This window comes from Streptomyces sp. DF42 (genome assembly GCF_058267695.1).
On the sequence record NZ_CM177859.1, the window covers coordinates 5,878,695 to 5,890,757 of the forward strand.

Annotated in this window: 22 protein-coding genes; all 22 read left to right on the forward strand. The window is 66.3% G+C overall.

Features of this window, described 5'->3' with window-relative positions:
* Positions 1-188 precede the first annotated feature (188 nt).
* The 22 genes from ACYUED_RS27020 (at position 189) to rplO (ending at position 11,895) form a co-directional block, all read left to right on the forward strand.
* Complete coding sequence (locus ACYUED_RS27020; protein ID WP_491285870.1) at positions 189-1,334, forward strand: acyltransferase family protein; 1,146 nt, start codon at positions 189-191, stop codon at positions 1,332-1,334.
* A 749-nt stretch (positions 1,335-2,083) separates the two neighbouring features.
* Positions 2,084-2,392 (forward strand): 30S ribosomal protein S10, encoded by a 309-nt coding sequence (gene rpsJ, locus ACYUED_RS27025; RefSeq protein WP_003948644.1) that lies wholly within the window; start codon positions 2,084-2,086, stop codon positions 2,390-2,392.
* 17 nt (positions 2,393-2,409) lie between these two features.
* Positions 2,410-3,054 (forward strand): 50S ribosomal protein L3, encoded by a 645-nt coding sequence (rplC, locus tag ACYUED_RS27030; protein WP_030619125.1) that lies wholly within the window; start codon positions 2,410-2,412, stop codon positions 3,052-3,054.
* 7 nt (positions 3,055-3,061) lie between these two features.
* The gene (gene rplD, locus ACYUED_RS27035) at positions 3,062-3,718 is read left to right on the forward strand and encodes a 50S ribosomal protein L4 (protein WP_266519660.1); all 657 of its coding nucleotides are present in this window, start codon (positions 3,062-3,064) and stop codon (positions 3,716-3,718) included.
* Positions 3,718-4,137: a 50S ribosomal protein L23 gene (gene rplW, locus ACYUED_RS27040; RefSeq protein WP_491285887.1), complete on the forward strand. Its 420-nt coding sequence runs from the start codon at positions 3,718-3,720 to the stop codon at positions 4,135-4,137. Before rplD ends, rplW begins: the two co-directional genes overlap by 1 nt.
* A 38-nt stretch (positions 4,138-4,175) precedes the next feature.
* A complete protein-coding gene (rplB, locus tag ACYUED_RS27045) occupies positions 4,176-5,012 on the forward strand; it encodes a 50S ribosomal protein L2 (protein ID WP_019980874.1) in 837 nt (278 codons plus the stop codon).
* 12 nt (positions 5,013-5,024) lie between these two features.
* Entirely contained in the window at positions 5,025-5,306 is a 282-nt protein-coding gene (gene rpsS / locus ACYUED_RS27050; protein WP_266519667.1) for a 30S ribosomal protein S19, read from the forward strand.
* 44 nt (positions 5,307-5,350) lie between these two features.
* The gene (gene rplV / locus ACYUED_RS27055) at positions 5,351-5,698 is read left to right on the forward strand and encodes a 50S ribosomal protein L22 (RefSeq protein WP_030619142.1); all 348 of its coding nucleotides are present in this window, start codon (positions 5,351-5,353) and stop codon (positions 5,696-5,698) included.
* Positions 5,698-6,534: a 30S ribosomal protein S3 gene (rpsC, locus tag ACYUED_RS27060; protein ID WP_491285890.1), complete on the forward strand. Its 837-nt coding sequence runs from the start codon at positions 5,698-5,700 to the stop codon at positions 6,532-6,534. The genes rplV and rpsC overlap by 1 nt, the downstream gene beginning before the upstream one ends.
* 5 nt (positions 6,535-6,539) lie before the next feature.
* Positions 6,540-6,959 carry a 50S ribosomal protein L16 gene (rplP, locus tag ACYUED_RS27065; protein WP_009327094.1) on the forward strand — a complete coding sequence of 140 codons (420 nt, stop codon included), beginning with the start codon at positions 6,540-6,542 and terminating at the stop codon, positions 6,957-6,959.
* Positions 6,959-7,183, forward strand: coding sequence for a 50S ribosomal protein L29 (gene rpmC / locus ACYUED_RS27070; RefSeq protein WP_030831683.1), 225 nt, complete (start codon positions 6,959-6,961; stop codon positions 7,181-7,183). Before rplP ends, rpmC begins: the two co-directional genes overlap by 1 nt.
* Positions 7,183-7,470: a 30S ribosomal protein S17 gene (rpsQ, locus tag ACYUED_RS27075; protein WP_266519676.1), complete on the forward strand. Its 288-nt coding sequence runs from the start codon at positions 7,183-7,185 to the stop codon at positions 7,468-7,470. The genes rpmC and rpsQ overlap by 1 nt, the downstream gene beginning before the upstream one ends.
* A gap of 133 nt (positions 7,471-7,603) precedes the next feature.
* Positions 7,604-7,972, forward strand: a complete 369-nt coding sequence (rplN, locus tag ACYUED_RS27080) for a 50S ribosomal protein L14 (RefSeq protein ID WP_003992364.1) — start codon at positions 7,604-7,606, stop codon at positions 7,970-7,972.
* Between the two features lie 2 nt (positions 7,973-7,974).
* Positions 7,975-8,298: a 50S ribosomal protein L24 gene (gene rplX, locus ACYUED_RS27085; protein WP_266683867.1), complete on the forward strand. Its 324-nt coding sequence runs from the start codon at positions 7,975-7,977 to the stop codon at positions 8,296-8,298.
* The gene (gene rplE, locus ACYUED_RS27090) at positions 8,298-8,855 is read left to right on the forward strand and encodes a 50S ribosomal protein L5 (protein ID WP_007494758.1); all 558 of its coding nucleotides are present in this window, start codon (positions 8,298-8,300) and stop codon (positions 8,853-8,855) included. Before rplX ends, rplE begins: the two co-directional genes overlap by 1 nt.
* A 5-nt stretch (positions 8,856-8,860) precedes the next feature.
* Positions 8,861-9,046, forward strand: coding sequence for a type Z 30S ribosomal protein S14 (locus tag ACYUED_RS27095; protein WP_003948630.1), 186 nt, complete (start codon positions 8,861-8,863; stop codon positions 9,044-9,046).
* A 212-nt stretch (positions 9,047-9,258) separates the two neighbouring features.
* A complete protein-coding gene (gene rpsH, locus ACYUED_RS27100) occupies positions 9,259-9,657 on the forward strand; it encodes a 30S ribosomal protein S8 (protein WP_010986352.1) in 399 nt (132 codons plus the stop codon).
* Positions 9,658-9,681: 24 nt separating this feature from the next.
* Positions 9,682-10,221 carry a 50S ribosomal protein L6 gene (gene rplF, locus ACYUED_RS27105; RefSeq protein ID WP_266683869.1) on the forward strand — a complete coding sequence of 180 codons (540 nt, stop codon included), beginning with the start codon at positions 9,682-9,684 and terminating at the stop codon, positions 10,219-10,221.
* A gap of 3 nt (positions 10,222-10,224) precedes the next feature.
* Entirely contained in the window at positions 10,225-10,608 is a 384-nt protein-coding gene (gene rplR / locus ACYUED_RS27110; protein WP_266519684.1) for a 50S ribosomal protein L18, read from the forward strand.
* 38 nt (positions 10,609-10,646) lie between these two features.
* Complete coding sequence (gene rpsE / locus ACYUED_RS27115; protein WP_010354225.1) at positions 10,647-11,255, forward strand: 30S ribosomal protein S5; 609 nt, start codon at positions 10,647-10,649, stop codon at positions 11,253-11,255.
* Positions 11,255-11,437 (forward strand): 50S ribosomal protein L30, encoded by a 183-nt coding sequence (gene rpmD, locus ACYUED_RS27120; RefSeq protein WP_005481207.1) that lies wholly within the window; start codon positions 11,255-11,257, stop codon positions 11,435-11,437. The genes rpsE and rpmD overlap by 1 nt, the downstream gene beginning before the upstream one ends.
* 2 nt (positions 11,438-11,439) lie before the next feature.
* Positions 11,440-11,895 carry a 50S ribosomal protein L15 gene (gene rplO / locus ACYUED_RS27125; RefSeq protein WP_266519687.1) on the forward strand — a complete coding sequence of 152 codons (456 nt, stop codon included), beginning with the start codon at positions 11,440-11,442 and terminating at the stop codon, positions 11,893-11,895.
* Positions 11,896-12,063: the final 168 nt, after the last annotated feature.

The following is a 12,063-nucleotide window of genomic DNA, read 5'->3' on the forward strand; positions in this document are numbered from 1 at the left end:
AGCGGAACGGGGCGGACGTTTGCACGGTGAAGTCTCGGCAAACCTTGCGGGACGGGTCGCGGGACTCGTCGTAGAGACTTGGGGCATTCGCCCCATCGATGCCCTGAATGCCCTGCTCTGTCATGTGTGGAGCGGTCGCGACGCCCTAGCGTGAAGGGCCGGAGCAGGCAGACAGGGGATGGTTCTTGGTGTCCACGTTGCTCGACCGGCCGGCGCAACAACCGCGGACCCTGGAGGTCCGCCGTCCGCCGGCTCCGCTCCCGCACCGTGAACGCCCGCGGCTGTACGCCGTCGACGGCCTCCGCCTCGTCGCCGCGCTGATGGTCGCCGTGCACCACTACGTCGGCAGCCGGCGCGTCGACCAGCCGCACAACGCCGTCTGGGGCCGGCCGGCCTCCGAGATCATGCCGACGGTGTTCCACTTCGCCACCTACGGCTGGATCGGCGTCGAGGTCTTCTTCGTGATCAGCGGCTTCGTCATCTGCATGTCCTGCTGGGGGCGCACCCCGCGGCAGTTCTTCGTCTCCCGGGTGATCCGGCTCTACCCGGCGTACTGGTTCGCCATCGCCTTCACCACGGCCGTCGTGCTGGCGGTGCCGGGGGTCTGGGGCCGGCTGAAGCTGCGCGACGTACTCCTCAACCTCACGATGCTGCAGTCGGGTTCGGGCGTGGCGAGCGTCGACGGTGTCTACTGGACGCTCTGGTCGGAGCTGCGCTTCTACCTGCTCTTCGTGATCGTGGTGGCCACCGGGCTGACGTACCGGAAGGTCGTGATCTTCTGCTGCGTGTGGGGTGCGGCCGCGATGTTCGCCCCCGTGGCGAAGTTCCACCTCCTGACGCTGGCCGCCAACCCGGACGGAGCCTGGTTCTTCATCGCGGGCCTCGCCCTCTACCTGATGCACCGCTTCGGGCAGGACCTGCTCCTGTGGGGGATCCTCGCGATGGCGTGGCTGATGGGACAGCGGCAGCTGGGGCTCAGGATCGACGACTTCGAGCACGTCTCCGGGTGGCGGGGGAGTGCGGCGCTCTTCACCGTGTTCCTGCTCGCTCTGGTCGCGATCGCCCTCGGCGCGACGGACCGCATCCGCTGGAAGTGGCTGGTCACCGCCGGCAGCCTGACGTATCCGCTGTACCTGATCCACTACGTGGCCGGTACGGCGCTGATCAACCGGCTCCGCGACACCATGGACGCCCGGCTCCTGGTCGTCCTCGTGATCGCCGGCTTCCTGGTCCTGAGCCGGCTCGTGCACCGCTTCGTGGAGCGGCCCGCGGCGCGGGAGCTGAAGCGGGGGCTGGACACGTCGTTCGCGCGGCTGCGGAACGCCGGCGCCTAACGCTCCGCCGGGAGTGCCGCGGGGTGTCGTCGGTCGTCCACGGCAGCGTCGTGGCCGGTCGCGCAGTTCTCCGCGCCCCTGCGGGACGCCGCAGTTCGTTCACCGCGCGGTGCGGCTCCGGCCGCCGGGGTCAGGACTGCGGTGTCGGCCGTGACGATGCGCACGACGATCGGTCCCTCCGGTGGATGCGTGGCGGTGCCACCACCGTGGCCGACGCGGCTTCCCCCGGGCCGTCGGGCGAGCCGGTGTGATCGTGGTGGGGTAAGCCACAGCGGGCCGGGAGCCCGTTACGGCGTCAGCTGCGGGGAGGTGCGGAGACCGTTCTCCGGGAGGATGTGTTTGACGTGCGTCACCCTGGGGGTATTGTCTCCGGCTCGATTGGCCAGGCCCCTGCCCCATATGGCAGACTGTCGGAGTTGCTCGGTCGAGTGTTGATGCTGTGCGCCTCCCGCCGGGAGGACCGGAAGCGAGTCCCACAGTACTCGTCGCCCTAACTGCCGTAAGGCAGCGCTGGGGCGGACGTACGGGAATCTTCCGGGAAGTGTCAGTGCGGCACCGGCCAGGCACCCGGTGGGCTTCTCCGCCCTCGGCTTGCGGTTCCGGAAGGGCCGTGCTTTCCCAGTAGGGATGTTCGAACAAGGGACATCTGTGTCGGTGAGAGCGCGACACACCCGACCGCGTGGGTCGGAGAGAAGTAAACGGAACACCGGGTTCCGGAGCGTACGAAGAGACAGGACTACTGAGTAGCCATGGCGGGACAGAAGATCCGCATCCGGCTCAAGGCCTACGACCACGAGGTCATCGATTCCTCGGCGAAGAAGATCGTCGAGACGGTGACGCGTACTGGTGCGTCGGTCGCGGGCCCGGTGCCGCTGCCCACTGAGAAGAACGTGTACTGCGTCATCAAGTCGCCGCACAAGTACAAGGACTCGCGCGAGCACTTCGAGATGCGCACGCACAAGCGCCTGATCGACATTCTCGACCCGACGCCCAAGACCGTTGACTCTCTGATGCGACTCGACCTCCCGGCCGGTGTCGACATCGAGATCAAGCTCTGAAGGCCGGTGATCTGAGAATGGCTAAGCAGATCAAGGGCATCCTGGGCGAGAAGCTCGGCATGACGCAGGTGTGGGACGAGAACAACCGTGTTGTTCCGGTCACCGTCGTCAAGGCCGGCCCCAACGTCGTGACCCAGGTCCGTACGAACGACAGTGACGGCTACGAGTCGGTCCAGATCGCCTTCGGCGAGATCGACCCGCGCAAGGTGAACAAGCCCCTCAAGGGCCACTTCGCCAAGGCCGACGTCACGCCCCGCCGCCACCTCGTCGAGATCCGCACTGCGGACGCCTCCGAGTACACGCTGGGCCAGGAGATCTCCGCCGAGGTCTTCGAGGCCGGCGTCAAGGTGGACGTGACCGGCAAGAGCAAGGGCAAGGGCTTCGCCGGTGTCATGAAGCGTCACAACTTCAAGGGCCTCGGCGCCGGACACGGCACCCAGCGCAAGCACCGCTCGCCCGGTTCCATCGGTGGCTGCGCCACCCCGGGCCGCGTGTTCAAGGGCCTCCGCATGGCGGGTCGCATGGGCAACGAGCGGGTCACCACCCAGAACCTGACCGTCCACGCCGTTGACGCGGAGAAGGGTCTGCTGCTCATCAAGGGCGCTGTCCCCGGTCCGAACGGCGGCCTCGTCCTGGTCCGCACCGCGGCCAAGGGGGCCTGAGGTACCGATGAGCACTGTTGACATCCTTTCGCCTGCCGGCGAGAAGACCGGTAGCGTCGAGCTCCCCGCGGAGATCTTCGGCGTGGAGAAGATCAGCATTCCGCTGATCCACCAGGTCGTCGTCGCGCAGAACGCCGCTGCCCGCCAGGGCACGCACAAGACCAAGCGTCGCGGCGAGGTCCGTGGTGGCGGCAAGAAGCCGTACCGCCAGAAGGGCACCGGCCGCGCCCGTCAGGGCTCGACCCGTGCGCCGCAGTTCGCCGGCGGTGGCGTCGTCCACGGCCCGCAGCCGCGTGACTACTCGCAGCGGACCCCGAAGAAGATGAAGGCCGCGGCCCTGCGCCACGCCCTCACCGACCGGGCCCGCCACAACCGCATCCACGTCGTCTCCGGCGTCATCGAGGGTGAGAACCCGTCGACGAAGGCCGCCCGGACGCTGTTCGGCAAGATCTCGGAGCGCAAGAACCTGCTCCTGGTCGTCGACCGCGCCGACGAGGCCGCGTGGCTGTCCGCCCGCAACCTGCCCCAGGTCCACATCCTGGAGCCGGGCCAGCTGAACACGTACGACGTTCTCGTCTCGGACGACGTGGTCTTCACCCAGGCCGCTTTCGAGTCCTTCGTGTCTGGCCCCAAGGCCGCTGACACCGAAGGGAGCGAAGCCTGATGGCTACGCGTCACCCGAGCATTGCCTCCAAGGCTGCCAAGGCCGCCAAGGCCGCGCGCGTCGCCAAGGCGCGTCGCCACGAGGCCGAGGGCAAGAACACTGTCGAGACGCCGATCAGCAAGTCGTTCACGGACCCCCGTGACGTGCTGCTGAAGCCGGTCGTCTCCGAGAAGAGCTACGCGCTTCTCGACGACAACAAGTACACGTTCATCGTCGCCCCGGGCGCCAACAAGACCCAGATCAAGCAGGCCGTCCAGGCGGTCTTCTCGGTCAAGGTCACCGGGGTCAACACGATCAACCGCATCGGCAAGCGCAAGCGGACCCGCACCGGCTTCGGCCAGCGTGCGGCCACCAAGCGCGCGATCGTGACCCTCGCTGAGGGCGACCGTATCGACATCTTCGGCGGTCCGACCGCGTAAGCGGGTCGGATCGTCCGATATCGGACGAGGACTGAGAAATGGGAATCCGCAAGTACAAGCCGACTACGCCGGGCCGTCGTGGCTCGAGCGTCGCCGACTTCGTCGAGGTCACGCGGTCCACGCCGGAGAAGTCGCTGGTCCGCCCCCTGCACAGCAAGGGCGGCCGTAACAACGCCGGTCGTGTGACCGTTCGCCACCAGGGTGGCGGACACAAGCGCGCCTACCGAGTGATCGACTTCCGTCGTCACGACAAGGACGGCGTGCCGGCGAAGGTCGCGCACATCGAGTACGACCCCAACCGCACCGCGCGCATCGCGCTGCTGCACTACGCGGACGGCGAGAAGCGCTACATCCTCGCCCCGCGCAACCTGCAGCAGGGCGACCGCGTCGAGAACGGTCCCGGGGCCGACATCAAGCCGGGCAACAACCTGGCGATCCGCAACATCCCGGTCGGTACCACGATCCACGCGATCGAGCTCCGTCCGGGTGGCGGCGCCAAGTTCGCCCGCTCCGCTGGTGCCTCCGTGCAGCTGCTCGCGAAGGAGGGCTCGATGGCCCACCTCCGCATGCCGTCCGGTGAGATCCGCCTGGTCGACCAGCGCTGCCGCGCCACGGTCGGCGAGGTCGGCAACGCCGAGCAGAGCAACATCAACTGGGGCAAGGCCGGCCGCAAGCGCTGGCTGGGCGTCCGCCCGACCGTTCGCGGTGTGGCGATGAACCCGGTTGACCACCCCCACGGTGGTGGTGAGGGCAAGACCTCCGGTGGTCGCCACCCGGTCAGCCCCTGGGGTCAGAAGGAGGGTCGTACTCGTTCGCCGAAGAAGGCTTCGAACAAGTACATCGTCCGCCGCCGCAAGACGAACAAGAAGCGCTAGGAGCGGGTTTAGATGCCGCGCAGTCTCAAGAAGGGGCCCTTCGTCGACGACCACCTCGTAAAGAAGGTGGACGCCCAGAACGAAGCCGGTTCCAAGAACGTCATCAAGACCTGGTCCCGTCGCTCGATGATCGTCCCGGCCATGCTCGGCCACACGATCGCGGTGCACAACGGCAAGACCCACATCCCGGTGTTCGTCACCGAGGCGATGGTCGGCCACAAGCTCGGCGAGTTCTCGCCGACGCGCACCTTCCGGGGTCACGTCAAGGACGACCGGAAGTCGAAGCGCCGCTAAACGCGGATCGCATTCAGACACGTAAGTAACTGAGAGGGACAACCATGGAAGCCAGGGCCCAGGCGCGGTACATCCGCGTTACGCCCATGAAGGCCCGCCGCGTGGTGGACCTTATCCGTGGCATGGACGCCACGGAGGCTCAGGCTGTTCTGCGATTCGCTCCGCAGGCAGCCTCAGTGCCCGTCGGCAAGGTGCTCGACAGCGCCATCGCCAACGCCGCGCACAACTACGACCACACCGACGCCGACAGCCTCGTCATCTCCGAGGCGTACGTCGACGAGGGCCCGACCCTGAAGCGGTTCCGTCCGCGCGCCCAGGGCCGTGCCTACCGGATCCGCAAGCGGACCAGCCACATCACCGTGGTCGTCAGCAGCAAGGAAGGAACCCGGTAATGGGCCAGAAGGTTAACCCGCATGGGTTCCGGCTCGGCATCACCACGGACTTCAAGTCCCGGTGGTACGCCGACAAGCTGTACAAGGACTACGTCAAGGAAGACGTCGCCATCCGTCGGATGATGACGTCCGGCATGGAGCGCGCCGGCATCTCGAAGGTGGAGATCGAGCGCACCCGTGACCGCGTGCGTGTGGACATCCACACCGCTCGTCCGGGCATCGTCATCGGCCGCCGTGGCGCCGAGGCCGACCGCATCCGCGGTGACCTCGAGAAGCTCACGGGCAAGCAGGTCCAGCTGAACATCCTCGAGGTCAAGAACCCCGAGACGGACGCTCAGCTGGTTGCTCAGGCCGTCGCCGAGCAGCTCTCCTCCCGCGTCTCCTTCCGTCGCGCCATGCGTAAGAGCATGCAGGGCACGATGAAGGCCGGCGCCAAGGGCATCAAGATCCAGTGCGGCGGCCGCCTCGGTGGCGCCGAGATGTCCCGCTCGGAGTTCTACCGCGAGGGCCGTGTGCCCCTGCACACGCTCCGTGCGAACGTGGACTACGGCTTCTTCGAGGCCAAGACGACCTTCGGCCGCATCGGCGTGAAGGTCTGGATCTACAAGGGCGACGTCAAGAACATCGCCGAGGTCCGCGCCGAGAACGCTGCCGCCCGTGCGGGTAACCGCCCGGCTCGCGGTGGCGGCGGCGCCGACCGCCCGGCCCGTGGTGGCCGTGGTGGCGAGCGCGGCGGTCGCGGTCGCAAGCCGCAGCAGGCTCCCGCTGCCGAGGCCCCCAAGGCCGAGGCTCCGGCGGCTGCCGCTCCGGCTGAGAGCACCGGAACGGAGGCCTGACCGACATGCTGATCCCCCGTAGGGTCAAGCACCGCAAGCAGCACCACCCGAAGCGCAGCGGCGCTGCCAAGGGCGGCACGCAGGTTGCGTTCGGCGAGTACGGCATCCAGGCGCTCACCCCGGCCTATGTGACGAACCGCCAGATCGAGGCCGCTCGTATTGCCATGACGCGTCACATCAAGCGTGGTGGCAAGGTCTGGATCAACATCTACCCGGACCGTCCCCTCACCAAGAAGCCTGCCGAGACCCGCATGGGTTCCGGTAAGGGTTCGCCGGAGTGGTGGATCGCCAACGTCAAGCCCGGACGCGTGATGTTCGAGCTGTCGTACCCCAATGAAAAGATTGCGCGTGAAGCTCTGACTCGTGCGGCCCACAAGCTGCCGATGAAGTGCCGGATCGTCAAGCGCGAGGCAGGTGAAGCGTGATGTCGGCCGGTACCAAGGCGTCCGAGCTGCGCGAGCTGGGTGACGAGGAGCTTCTTGCGAAGCTTCGCGAAGCCAAGGAAGAACTGTTCAACCTCCGCTTCCAGGCGGCGACTGGGCAGCTCGAGAACCATGGCCGTCTCAAGGCGGTCCGCAAGGACATCGCGCGGATCTACACCCTGATGCGCGAGCGTGAGCTGGGCATCGAAACGGTGGAGAACGCCTGATGAGCGAGAACAACGTGACTGAAGAGACGACCGAGGCGCGCGGCGCACGCAAGACCCGTGAGGGTCTCGTCGTCAGCGACAAGATGGACAAGACCGTCGTCGTCGCTGTCGAGGACCGCGTCAAGCACGCGCTGTACGGCAAGGTCATCCGCCGTACGAACAAGCTCAAGGCGCACGACGAGCAGAACGCCGCGGGCGTCGGCGACCGTGTCCTCCTCGCGGAGACCCGGCCGCTGTCCGCGACGAAGCGCTGGCGCGTCGTCGAGATCCTCGAGAAGGCCAAGTAGCAGGTAATTCCCGCAAGGGAATTCCCAAAAGCAGGCCTGCGGGGCAGTTGCCTCGCAGGACAGTTCCGCCAGGCTCGGCAGGGGTTCGTAAAGGGACCCCTGCCGGGAACCGGCAGACAAACAGGAGATAGACGTGATCCAGCAGGAGTCGCGACTGCGTGTCGCCGACAACACTGGTGCGAAGGAAATCCTTTGCATCCGTGTGCTCGGTGGCTCCGGTCGCCGCTACGCGGGCATCGGTGACGTCATCGTCGCCACCGTCAAGGACGCGATCCCCGGCGGCAACGTGAAGAAGGGTGACGTCATCAAGGCGGTCATCGTTCGCACCGTCAAGGAGCGCCGCCGTCCGGACGGCTCGTACATCCGCTTCGACGAGAACGCCGCTGTCATTCTGAAGAACGACGGCGACCCTCGTGGCACCCGCATCTTCGGCCCGGTCGGCCGGGAGCTGCGCGAGAAGAAGTTCATGAAGATCATCTCGCTGGCTCCGGAGGTGCTGTAAGCATGAAGATCAAGAAGGGCGACCTGGTTCAGGTCATCACCGGTAAGGACAAGGGCAAGCAGGGCAAGGTCATCGCGGCCTACCCCCGCGAGGACCGCGTCCTGGTCGAGGGTGTCAACCGGGTCAAGAAGCACACCAAGGCCGGCCCGACCGCCAGCGGTTCGCAGGCCGGCGGCATCGTCACGACCGAGGCGCCGATCCACGTCTCCAACGTCCAGCTGGTCGTTGAGAAGGACGGCAACAAGGTCGTCACGCGTGTCGGTTACCGCTTCGACGACGAGGGCAACAAGGTTCGCGTTGCCAAGCGGACGGGTGAGGACATCTGATGGCTACCACCACCACTCCGCGTCTCAAGACGAAGTACCGCGAGGAGATCGCGGGCAAGCTGCGTGACGAGTTCAAGTACGAGAACGTCATGCAGATCCCCGGCCTCGTCAAGATCGTGGTCAACATGGGTGTGGGCGACGCCGCCCGCGACTCCAAGCTGATCGAGGGCGCCATCCGCGACCTCACCACGATCACCGGTCAGAAGCCGGCCGTCACCAAGGCCCGCAAGTCCATCGCGCAGTTCAAGCTGCGTGAGGGTCAGCCGATCGGTGCCCACGTCACGCTTCGTGGCGACCGCATGTGGGAGTTCCTGGACCGCACCCTGTCGCTCGCGCTGCCGCGCATCCGCGACTTCCGTGGTCTGTCCCCCAAGCAGTTCGACGGCCGTGGCAACTACACCTTCGGTCTCACGGAGCAGGTCATGTTCCACGAGATCGACCAGGACAAGATCGACCGCGTCCGGGGTATGGACATCACCGTGGTGACCACGGCGACCAACGACGCTGAGGGCCGTGCGCTCCTTCGTCACCTCGGCTTCCCCTTCAAGGAGGCGTGAGCGAGATGGCGAAGAAGGCTCTGATCGCAAAGGCTGCTCGCAAGCCCAAGTTCGGCGTGCGTGGTTACACGCGCTGCCAGCGCTGCGGCCGTCCCCACTCCGTGTACCGCAAGTTCGGCCTGTGCCGCGTGTGCCTTCGTGAGATGGCTCACCGTGGCGAGCTGCCGGGCGTGACCAAGAGCTCCTGGTAATCCCCCTTTTAGGGATTCCTAGGGCTCTCGGTAAGCAATGGGCGTGTCAGGCGCCCTCCTCTCCATGGCTTAGGCTTGGAGGGTTGGGCGCCTGACGGTCGCCCGTACGACTTACTACGCCGTAGGTCCACCGCACCGCACCCGCCTCGTCTCGGATCGAGGAGAGGGATGGGCACCTGGAAACCCCGGCGAGAGAGGCCGAAGGCCAATTCATGACCATGACTGATCCGATCGCGGACATGCTGACTCGTCTGCGTAACGCGAACTCGGCATACCACGACACCGTGGGTATGCCGCACAGCAAGATCAAGTCGCACATCGCGGAGATCCTCCAGCAGGAGGGCTTCATCACGGGCTGGAAGGTCGAGGACGCCGAGGTCGGCAAGAACCTCGTCCTCGAGCTGAAGTTCGGCCCGAACCGTGAGCGCTCCATCGCGGGCATCAAGCGGATCTCCAAGCCCGGTCTCCGGGTGTACGCGAAGTCCACCAACCTGCCCAAGGTCCTCGGTGGCCTCGGCGTGGCGATCATCTCCACGTCGCACGGTCTCCTGACCGACAAGCAGGCCGGCAAGAAGGGCGTAGGCGGAGAAGTCCTCGCCTACGTCTGGTAGCGGAAGGGAACGGAGGAAACAGCTATGTCGCGTATTGGCAAGCTCCCCATCACGGTTCCCGCCGGCGTGGACGTCACCATCGACGGCCGTACGGTGTCGGTCAAGGGCCCCAAGGGCTCGCTGACTCACACTGTTGCCGCGCCGATCGACATCGCCAAGGGTGAGGACGGCGTTCTCAACGTCACCCGCCCCAACGACGAGCGTCAGAACAAGGCCCTGCACGGCCTGTCCCGCACGCTGGTGGCGAACATGATCACCGGCGTGACCCAGGGTTACGTGAAGAAGCTCGAGATCAGCGGTGTCGGTTACCGCGTTGCGGCCAAGGGCTCGAACCTCGAGTTCGCGCTCGGCTACAGCCACTCGATCACCGTCGAGGCGCCCGAGGGCATCTCGTTCAAGGTCGAGAACCCGACGCACTTCTCGGTCGAGGGCATCGACAAGCAGAAGGTCGGCGAGGTTGCGGCCAACATCCGCAAGCTGCGCAAGCCCGACCCGTACAAGGCCAAGGGCGTCAAGTACGAGGGCGAAGTCATCCGCCGCAAGGTCGGAAAGGCGGGTAAGTAAGCCATGGCATACGGACAAAAGATCCTCAAGGGCGACGCCTACAAGCGCGCCGCGATCAAGCGCCGCCACATCCGGATCCGTAAGCACATCAACGGTACGGCGGAGCGTCCGCGTCTGGTCGTTACCCGCTCGAACCGCCACATCGTGGCCCAGGTCATCGACGACATCAAGGGTCACACCCTTGCGTCGGCGTCGACCCTGGACACCTCGATCCGCGGTGGCGAGGGCGACAAGTCCGCGCAGGCCAAGTCGGTCGGTGCCCTGGTCGCTGAGCGCGCCAAGGCCGCCGGCGTCGAGGCTGTCGTATTCGACCGTGGTGGCAACCAGTACGCCGGGCGCATCGCCGCCCTGGCGGACGCCGCCCGCGAAGCCGGACTCAAGTTCTGAGTCGCTTCCGTAGCTAGCGGAAAGAGAGAGGTAATCCAATGGCTGGACCCCAGCGCCGTGGAAGCGGTGCCGGTGGCGGCGAGCGGCGGGACCGGAAGGGCCGTGACGGCGGCGCTGCTGCCGCCGAGAAGACCGCGTACGTTGAGCGCGTCGTCGCGATCAACCGCGTCGCCAAGGTTGTGAAGGGTGGTCGTCGCTTCAGCTTCACTGCGCTCGTCGTAGTGGGCGATGGCGATGGCACCGTGGGTGTCGGTTACGGCAAGGCCAAGGAGGTGCCGGCCGCCATCGCCAAGGGTGTTGAGGAGGCCAAGAAGCACTTCTTCAAGGTCCCCCGTATCCAGGGCACCATCCCGCACCCGATCACGGGTGAGAAGGCTGCCGGCGTCGTGCTGCTCAAGCCCGCGTCCCCCGGTACCGGCGTTATCGCCGGTGGCCCGGTGCGTGCCGTGCTCGAGTGCGCCGGCGTCCACGACATCCTGTCGAAGTCGCTCGGTTCGTCGAACGCGATCAACATCGTGCACGCGACCGTGGAGGCCCTGAAGGGTCTGCAGCGTCCCGAGGAGATCGCGGCCCGCCGTGGTCTGCCCCTCGAGGACGTCGCTCCCGCGGCTCTGCTGCGGGCGCGTGCCGGGGCTGGTGCTGCGTAATGGCTCAGCTCAAGATCACGCAGACGAAGTCGTACATCGGCAGCAAGCAGAACCACCGTGACACCCTGCGTTCCCTTGGTCTCAAGGGCATCAACACGCAGGTCGTCAAGGAGGACCGCCCCGAGTTCCGCGGCATGGTGCACACCGTCCGCCACCTCGTGACGGTCGAGGAGGTCGACTGATCATGGCGGAGAACAACCCGCTCAAGATCCACAACCTCCGTCCCGCCCCGGGCGCCAAGACCGCCAAGACCCGTGTGGGTCGTGGTGAGGCGTCGAAGGGTAAGACGGCTGGTCGTGGTACCAAGGGCACGAAGGCCCGTTACCAGGTTCCGGAGCGCTTCGAGGGTGGCCAGATGCCCCTCCACATGCGTCTCCCGAAGCTGAAGGGCTTCAAGAACCCGTTCAAGGTCGAGTTCCAGGTCGTGAACCTCGACAAGCTGGCGTCCCTGTACCCCGAGGGTGGCGAGGTCACCGTCGAGGGTCTGGTGGCCAAGGGTGCCGTTCGCAAGAACAGCCTCGTCAAGGTCCTCGGCCAGGGCGAGATCTCCGTGGCGCTGCAGGTGACGGTCGACGCCGTCTCCGGCTCCGCCAAGGAGAAGATCACCGCCGCAGGCGGCACCGTCACCGAGCTCGTCTGAATTCCTCAGGCGTCTCGATGACGTAAGCACTCCCGACCGGGGATACCTCACAATGGGGTATCCCCGGTTGGTCGTTCCATGGGGAGCCTTGCCGCCGGTAAGGTAGCCTGCACTGTTCTTCTTTGTATCCGTCGAACCTCAAGACCGTCACCCTTGACGCAGTTGCGC

What these genes read in the sequence shown, in the direction of transcription:
- rpsJ (WP_003948644.1), top strand. Translation starts at nt 2,084, where the DNA reads ATGGCGGGACAGAAGATCCGCATCCGGCTCAAGGCCTACGACCACGAG.
- rplC (WP_030619125.1), top strand. Translation starts at nt 2,410, where the DNA reads ATGGCTAAGCAGATCAAGGGCATCCTGGGCGAGAAGCTCGGCATGACG.
- rplD (WP_266519660.1), top strand. Translation starts at nt 3,062, where the DNA reads ATGAGCACTGTTGACATCCTTTCGCCTGCCGGCGAGAAGACCGGTAGC.
- rplW (WP_491285887.1), top strand. Translation starts at nt 3,718, where the DNA reads ATGGCTACGCGTCACCCGAGCATTGCCTCCAAGGCTGCCAAGGCCGCC.
- rplB (WP_019980874.1), top strand. Translation starts at nt 4,176, where the DNA reads ATGGGAATCCGCAAGTACAAGCCGACTACGCCGGGCCGTCGTGGCTCG.
- rpsS (WP_266519667.1), top strand. Translation starts at nt 5,025, where the DNA reads ATGCCGCGCAGTCTCAAGAAGGGGCCCTTCGTCGACGACCACCTCGTA.
- rplV (WP_030619142.1), top strand. Translation starts at nt 5,351, where the DNA reads ATGGAAGCCAGGGCCCAGGCGCGGTACATCCGCGTTACGCCCATGAAG.
- rpsC (WP_491285890.1), top strand. Translation starts at nt 5,698, where the DNA reads ATGGGCCAGAAGGTTAACCCGCATGGGTTCCGGCTCGGCATCACCACG.
- rplP (WP_009327094.1), top strand. Translation starts at nt 6,540, where the DNA reads ATGCTGATCCCCCGTAGGGTCAAGCACCGCAAGCAGCACCACCCGAAG.
- rpmC (WP_030831683.1), top strand. Translation starts at nt 6,959, where the DNA reads ATGTCGGCCGGTACCAAGGCGTCCGAGCTGCGCGAGCTGGGTGACGAG.
- rpsQ (WP_266519676.1), top strand. Translation starts at nt 7,183, where the DNA reads ATGAGCGAGAACAACGTGACTGAAGAGACGACCGAGGCGCGCGGCGCA.
- rplX (WP_266683867.1), top strand. Translation starts at nt 7,975, where the DNA reads ATGAAGATCAAGAAGGGCGACCTGGTTCAGGTCATCACCGGTAAGGAC.
- rplE (WP_007494758.1), top strand. Translation starts at nt 8,298, where the DNA reads ATGGCTACCACCACCACTCCGCGTCTCAAGACGAAGTACCGCGAGGAG.
- ACYUED_RS27095 (WP_003948630.1), top strand. Translation starts at nt 8,861, where the DNA reads ATGGCGAAGAAGGCTCTGATCGCAAAGGCTGCTCGCAAGCCCAAGTTC.
- rpsH (WP_010986352.1), top strand. Translation starts at nt 9,259, where the DNA reads ATGACCATGACTGATCCGATCGCGGACATGCTGACTCGTCTGCGTAAC.
- rplF (WP_266683869.1), top strand. Translation starts at nt 9,682, where the DNA reads ATGTCGCGTATTGGCAAGCTCCCCATCACGGTTCCCGCCGGCGTGGAC.
- rplR (WP_266519684.1), top strand. Translation starts at nt 10,225, where the DNA reads ATGGCATACGGACAAAAGATCCTCAAGGGCGACGCCTACAAGCGCGCC.
- rpsE (WP_010354225.1), top strand. Translation starts at nt 10,647, where the DNA reads ATGGCTGGACCCCAGCGCCGTGGAAGCGGTGCCGGTGGCGGCGAGCGG.
- rpmD (WP_005481207.1), top strand. Translation starts at nt 11,255, where the DNA reads ATGGCTCAGCTCAAGATCACGCAGACGAAGTCGTACATCGGCAGCAAG.
- rplO (WP_266519687.1), top strand. Translation starts at nt 11,440, where the DNA reads ATGGCGGAGAACAACCCGCTCAAGATCCACAACCTCCGTCCCGCCCCG.